Below are 6805 nucleotides of genomic sequence, written 5' to 3' on the forward strand. Positions count from 1 at the left end.
ATGGTTGTCAAGGAGCCGTCCGCCGACAGTGGCATGGAGGACTTCGGATACAAGGAGTCGCTGGATCGCAGCATCGGCAAGTTCGCCAGCTTCGCGGCCGGGGTCAGCTACATCTCGATCCTGACCGGCACGTTCCAGCTCTTCTACTTCGGCTTCGGCACCGCCGGGCCCGCCTACCTGTGGTCGTGGCCGCTGGTGTTCGTCGGCCAGATGGCCGTGGCGTTGTGCTTCATGGAGTTGGCCGCCAAGTACCCGGTCGCCGGATCGGTCTACAACTGGAGCAAGAAGCTCGCCAGCCGGCTGGTCGGCTGGACATCGGGATGGCTCATGCTGACCGCGTCGATCGTGACCATCTCCGCGGTGGCGCTGGCCTACCAGCTCAACCTGCCCCGAGTGTGGAGCGGATTCCAGATCATCGGCGACGGCAGCGGTGACTACGACTACGCCGCCAACGCGGTGCTGTTGGGCAGCGCGCTCATCGCGTTCACCACGCTGGTCAATGCGCTGGGAGTGCGGTTGATTGCGAGGATCAACAGCTCCGGGGTGTTCATCGAGCTGATCGCCGCTGTGCTCATCGCCTTCCTGCTGGCCATCAACATCAACCGCGGGCCCGATATCTTCTTCTCCACCAATGGTTACGGCACCGACGAGAGCATGGGATTCCTCGGAGCGTTCCTGATCGCGTCGCTGGCGTCCGGCTATGTGATGTACGGGTTCGACACGGCGAGCTCGCTGGGCGAGGAGACGGTGGAGCCGCGCCGCACCGCGCCCAAGGCGATCGCGCGGGCGATCCTGGCGTCCTTCGTGATCGGCGGCGCGATCCTGGTGTTCGCGGTGATGGCCGCACCCAACCTGCAGGATCCTCAGATCGGGGAGAGCAGCGGTGGCCTGCAGTACATCGTCGAGCAGGTGATGTGGGGTCCACTGGGAACCGTCTTTCTGGTCTGCATCGTGATCGCGGTGACCGTCTGCTGCCTGGCGGTGCACACTGCCGCAATCCGGCTGACCTTTGCGATGGCCCGGGACAACGCACTGCCCTTCGGTGAGAAACTGGCCACCGTCAATCCGAGGACCCAGACACCCATAGTCCCGGCCGTCACCATCGGCATCATCGCGATCGTCATCCTGGTCATCAACATCGGTCAGCCCAAGATCTTCACGGTGCTGACCTCGATCGCCATCATCATGATCTACCTCGCCTACCTGATGGTGACCGGACCGCTGCTCAAGAAGCGATTCCAGGGGCAGTGGCCGCCGAAGGATCTCAAAGAGGGCGGCTACTTCACGATGGGTAAATGGGGGATGCCCGTCAACATCGTCGCCGTCGTCTGGGGTATCGCGATGGCCACCAACCTGGCCTGGCCCCGCGCCGCGGTCTACGGCGAGGGCTGGTACTACGAGTGGGGGGCGTTCATCTACATCGGCATCATCCTGGGCGCCGGTCTACTGTGGTACCACGCCAAGGGCCGCGACCACATCGGTATATTGAAATCGCATGCAGCGGGATCTATTCCGGGAGTCCGCACGGATGGCTGACGCCGGGACCTTCGACTACGTGATCGCCGGCGGCGGCACCGCGGGCTGCGTGCTGGCAGCACGGTTGTCCGAGGACCCCGATGTCACGGTGTGCCTCGTCGAGGCCGGGCCGTCCGACGTCGACGACGACGCCATCCTCGCGCTGTCCGAGTGGATGCACCTGCTCGACTCCGGTTACGACTGGGACTATCCCGTCGAACCCCAGGAACGGGGAAACTCGTTCATGCGCCACGCCAGAGCGAAGGTGCTCGGCGGATGTTCCTCGCACAACTCGTGCATCGCGTTCCACCCACCCGCCGAATGTCTGGACGACTGGGTGCAGATGGGCGCGTCGGGCTGGAGTGCAGCGGAGATCCTGCCGCTGGTCGAGCGGCTCACCCAGACCGTGCTGCTGCAGGATGTCCCGCCCGCGGACCCCTGCGGCACAGCGGTGTTGGAGGCCGCTGCGATGGTGGGTCTGCCCACGGTGAAGTTCAACCGGGGTGAGACGGTGCGCAACGGCGCCGGGTGGTTCCAGATCAACGCCGCCGAGGAGGGCGGCCGCCTCACTCGAATGTCCACGTCGCACGCCTTCCTGCATCCGATCCTTAGCGCCCGCAAGAATCTGGAGGTCCGGACCGATTCCTGGGTTTCGAAGATTCTCTTCGACGAGTCCCTACGGGCCAACGGGATTCGCTACCAGCGGCCTGACCTGACCGGGTACGACACCGTGGCCGCCCGCCGCGAAGTGATCCTGACCGCCGGTGCCGTCGACACGCCGAAACTGTTGATGCTCTCCGGAATCGGCCCCACCGCGCACCTGCGCGAGATCGGCATCCCGGTGCGTGTCGATTCAGCGGGAGTGGGGGCGAACCTCGACGACCACGTGGAGGGCCTGGTGTTCTGGGAGGCCGCCAGGCCGATGGTGACCGAGTCGACCCAGTGGTGGGAGATCGGGCTGTTCACCACAGTGGACGAGGGACTCGCCCAGCCGGACCTGATGATGCACTACGGCAGTGTGCCGTTCGACATGAACACCCTGCGTCGCGGGTACCCCACGACCGACAACGGATTCTGCCTGACGCCCAACGTCACACAGGGCCGATCCCGCGGTACGGTGCGGTTGCGGTCCCGCGATTTCCGCGACCGCGCGCGGGTCGACCCGCGGTACTTCACCGACCCTGACGGCTACGACGAACGGATCATGCTCGCCGGGGTGAAGCTGGCCCGAACCATCGCCGAGCAGCCCCCGCTGGCCGCCTGGGTGGGCGCGGAGCTGGCGCCGGGGCCGGAGGCGACCTCCGATGACGAGCTGCTCGACTACCTCCACAAATGCCACAACACCGTCTATCACCCGGCGGCGACCGCGCGGATGGGTGCGGTGAACGATCCGATGGCGGTGCTCGATCCGCAGCTTCGGGTCAAGGGTGTCTCGGGTCTGCGCGTGGTGGACGCCTCGGCCATGCCGAAGCTCCCCTCGGTCAACCCCAACATCACGGTGATGACGATGGCGGAGAAGTGTGCCGACCTCATCAGAACGTCCTGACGGTTCCGAGCTGCCGTCGTTCCTGGCCGGGCACATCCCGTTCCAGGGATCGACGGACTCAGAGCTCGCCGAGCTCGCCGATGGGGCCTCGGTAGAGCGGTTTCCGGCCGACGCGGTCGTCGCGGATTACGCGGCGCGGGTACCCGACGAGATCTGGATGGTCCGCGACGGCGCGGTGGCGTTGCGCGCCAGCGGGGACGGTTCGCTGATCGACACCGTCGGCCCCGGCGGGATCTTCGGCTACCTGCCGCTGCTGACCGGGGCCGGAATGGATTTCGAGGCGCGCACCAGTGCGCCGAGCACGTTGGTCCGGCTTCCCGGCGCGCTGGTGCGAGCGCAGTTCGCCAAGCCCGCCGGGCTGGCGTTCCTGGCGTCATCGGGTTGGAGCGGTGCGACCGCGGAGCGCCCCACGATCGCGCCGACCATCGACAGCCGGCCCGTCGCCGAACTCGTCCACGGCGAGGTGTTGATGGCCGAACCGTCGGATTCGGTGCGTGATGTCGTCATTCAGATGACCGCGCGTCACGTGTCGTATGCGCTGATCCGGTTGCCCGACGGCCGCCTCGGCATCTTCACCGATCGTGACCTCCGCACCCGGGTGGTGGCCGCGGGTCTGTCGGTGGAGGTGGCCATCGCCGAGGTGATGAGTGCGCCCGCCCGAACGGTGACCGCCGACCTGACAGCGGACAGCGTCCTGATGGAGATGCTGGAGTGCGGTTTGCGGCACATGCCGGTGCTGACCTCGCGCGGCGAGGTGCTCGGTGTTCTCGAGGACGCCGACCTGCTGGCCGCGTCGGCGCGGCAGAGCTTCATGCTCCGCCGCTCGATCGCGCAGGCCGACGACCCGGCCACATTGCAGCAGGTGGGCCGACGTGTCACCGGCATCGCCGTCGACCTGTTCCGCAACGGCACCAAAGCCACAGCGACGAGCGCGATCCTGTCGGTCGTCATCGACAGCCTGGTGCGGCGGGCACTGGAACTTGTTCTGGCACAGCCGGCCAACGCGGGGCTGGACGGCTTCGCCTGGTTGACGCTCGGCAGCGTGGCACGTCGCGAGGCGATGCCGTCCTCCGACGTCGACAGCGCGCTGTCCTGGCGTGACGACCACACCGATCAGGCCGCGCGACTGCGTGCTGTGGCCGCCGAGGTGCACACCCTGCTCGACGGCTGCGGACTGCCGTCGGATCGCAACGGCGCGATCGCCGCCACGGCGCGTTTCTCCCGATCGGAAGCGGACTGGCGGCACGCCGCGCAGGGATGGTTGCAGGACCCGCTGCGCGATCGCGGGCTGATCTTCTCGTCTCTGCTACTGGACGGCAGGGTCGTGTGGGGTGACCCGGGCCTGCACAGCGTGGCAGCCGCGTATCAGCGGGTCCGCGAGGAACATCCGAATGCGTTGCGGCTGCAGCTGCTCAACGCGTTGTCGGGCCGGGTGAGGACGAGGTCGCTGCGCGATGTGCTGTCGCGGCGCGGCGGCACGTTCGACCTGAAGAGTCACGCGCTGACACCGATCGTGAACCTGTCCCGCTGGGGTGGGCTGACCGCCGGACTGACCTCGGCGAGCACGCCGACCCGGCTGGAGGCAGGCGCGCAGTCCGGCGCCTTCAGCCAGCGCGACGCCCGCACACTGGGTGATGTGTTCGCCATGCTGCAGCGGTTGCGATTGGCGCACCAGGTCGAACAGGTCGCCGCGGGACACCCGCCGGGCGACGTCATCACCATGTCGGAGCTGTCGCCACTCAACCGCAGCCTGCTCGGCGAGGGTCTGCGCGAGATCGCGGCGGTGCGACGCCGGGTCGGCAACGTCGGGATTCACGGCGTATAGGGTCGTGGGTGATGGTCAGCCGCGATACCCCACCCGCCGTACAGTCCGTCGACCGCGCGCTGCAGGTCCTGGAGATCCTGGCCGAGACGGGTCAGGCGGGGGTCACCGAGATCGCCGACCAACTCGGTGTGCACAAGTCGACGGTGTCGCGGCTGATTGCGGCTTTGGAGGCCCGCGGGTTCGTCGTTCAGGTCTCCGAGCGGGGCAAGTACCAACTCGGTTTTGCCGTCACCCGGCTCGCGCGTGCCGCAAGCGCCCAGCTGGACATGGTCAAGGTCGGTCAGGACATCTGCGATGAGCTCAGCGTCGAAGTGGGGGAGACCGCCAACCTGGCGGTGCTCGACGCCGATCGCATCGTCAACATCGTCGAGGCCATCGGTCCGTCGGAGATCACGCTGCGCACCTGGGTCGGTCAGACCTGCCCGGCGTATGCGACCTCCAGCGGCAAGGTGTTGCTGTCCGGACTGGACCCCGCCGAGGTTCGCAACCGGCTGGGGCCTGCGCTGGAATCGTTCACCGACGGCACGGTTTCCAGCCCCAACGACCTCGAGCGGGACTTGACCGCGGTACGCGAACGCGGGTGGGCCAGCGTGTCCGAAGAACTCGAGGTCGGCCTGAACGCGGTAGCCGCGCCGGTGTACGACGCCCACTCCCAAGTGATTGCGGCGCTGAGTGTTTCGGGCCCCTCCTACCGCCTGGGAGTGGAGCGGTTCGAAGAGGTCGCGAAGCTGACCATCGCGGCGGCGGACGCGATCAGCCGGCGTCTGGGCTGGATCGCTCGCGACTGAGCGCACGCGCCCACGGTCGCCCATGGCTCAATGCGGCGCGCCCGCGGTTGCGCGACGCAGGGTCCGTGAATCCCCGGTGATGACCGCCAGGATCGTCCGCCACGAATCAGACGGGCGATTGAGCATGCCGGTGTGTGCTCCCCAGCCCGACACCGGCCCACCATCGTCGTAATATCCTGTGCGCAAGCGGATCACACTGTCGACGTCGTCCGGATCCGCCCCGTGCGGACCGCCGGGGATGCCCTGTACGAGCTCGATGAAATCCCCGGGTGGGGTCATCGAGAATCTGAGCACGTGGGGATTTCGGTTGTGCCAGTCGTCGGGGTCGTCGACACCGACGCCGGCACCCGCCGCAGCCAGGAACAGCGTGCGGTCCGACGTCAGGCCGAGCGACTCGGCCGTCCCGACGATCGAGCCGCCGTAGGAATGACCGATCACCGTCACGGGGACGCCGTCGGGCACCACACGTTCGACGTCCTCGGTGAACGCCACCAGTCGGGGCGCCATGTCGAGGGCGTAGCGCGGATCGGCGGCGTTGACGAGTACTCCCGCGGGATCACGGACCTGCGGGAAAGGTCCACCGAGGTAGGTGATCACGGCGACGTCGCCTCCGGTGGCCGAGACGAATCTGCGGGCGGTGGCGGTGTTGGCCGCGGATGCCTCGATCGTGGTGTTCACTCCGGGAACCAGCACTGCGACGCTCTCTGCCGCCGCCAGATCACCGTTGAGTTCGACCAGCGATGCGCGGTGCGGGTCGAATGCGAGGATCTGACGCCGGATCCGGCCGCCGACCCCGGCCGGATCGTCGATCTCACCGAGCAGGCTGCGGTAGAACGTGATTCGGCGCTGGGACGCCGCGTCGTGTCCGGGTTCGGCGACGATCGCCTCGGCGATGTTGATCCGGTTGGCGGCGACCCTCATCTCCCAGGGAACGCCGTCGGTGTTGCCTATCTGCCGGGGGAACGTGGCGGTCAGGTGCTCGCGCTGTGCCGGCGTCATCGCGGCGATCTGCGCGGCGATCCGGTCCTGGCTCATCGAGGGCCAACCGTCGACCACATCGGCCGTCTGCACCGGCCACGCACCGGCGGGAACCGTCGCTGCGGGCGGCGTCACGCGGTCCCGGCCGAATGC

Annotated in this window: 5 protein-coding genes; 4 read left to right on the forward strand and 1 reads right to left on the reverse strand. The window is 67.6% G+C overall.

The window, feature by feature from the left end; translation table 11 throughout:
- From WA965_RS15010 to WA965_RS15025, 4 genes are read left to right on the forward strand one after another with little or no spacing between them, the layout of a single operon-like run.
- Positions 1-1536, forward strand: a complete 1536-nt coding sequence (locus tag WA965_RS15010) for an amino acid permease (protein ID WP_526296134.1) — start codon at positions 1-3, stop codon at positions 1534-1536.
- Positions 1529-3061: a GMC family oxidoreductase gene (locus WA965_RS15015; RefSeq protein ID WP_526296145.1), complete on the forward strand. Its 1533-nt coding sequence runs from the start codon at positions 1529-1531 to the stop codon at positions 3059-3061. Before WA965_RS15010 ends, WA965_RS15015 begins: the two co-directional genes overlap by 8 nt.
- A complete protein-coding gene (locus WA965_RS15020) occupies positions 3036-4886 on the forward strand; it encodes a putative nucleotidyltransferase substrate binding domain-containing protein (protein ID WP_526296136.1) in 1851 nt (616 codons plus the stop codon). The genes WA965_RS15015 and WA965_RS15020 overlap by 26 nt, the downstream gene beginning before the upstream one ends.
- 11 nt (positions 4887-4897) lie before the next feature.
- The gene (locus WA965_RS15025) at positions 4898-5674 is read left to right on the forward strand and encodes an IclR family transcriptional regulator (protein WP_526296138.1); all 777 of its coding nucleotides are present in this window, start codon (positions 4898-4900) and stop codon (positions 5672-5674) included.
- A gap of 27 nt (positions 5675-5701) precedes the next feature.
- On the opposite strand, the gene WA965_RS15030 is transcribed toward WA965_RS15025, so the two are convergent.
- Positions 5702-6805, reverse strand: a 1104-nt coding sequence (locus WA965_RS15030) for an alpha/beta hydrolase (RefSeq protein WP_526447708.1), incomplete at its 5' end; no start/stop codon positions are given.

It is taken from the genome of Mycobacterium sp., from assembly GCF_049683935.1.
Classification (GTDB): Bacteria; Actinomycetota; Actinomycetes; order Mycobacteriales; family Mycobacteriaceae; genus Mycobacterium.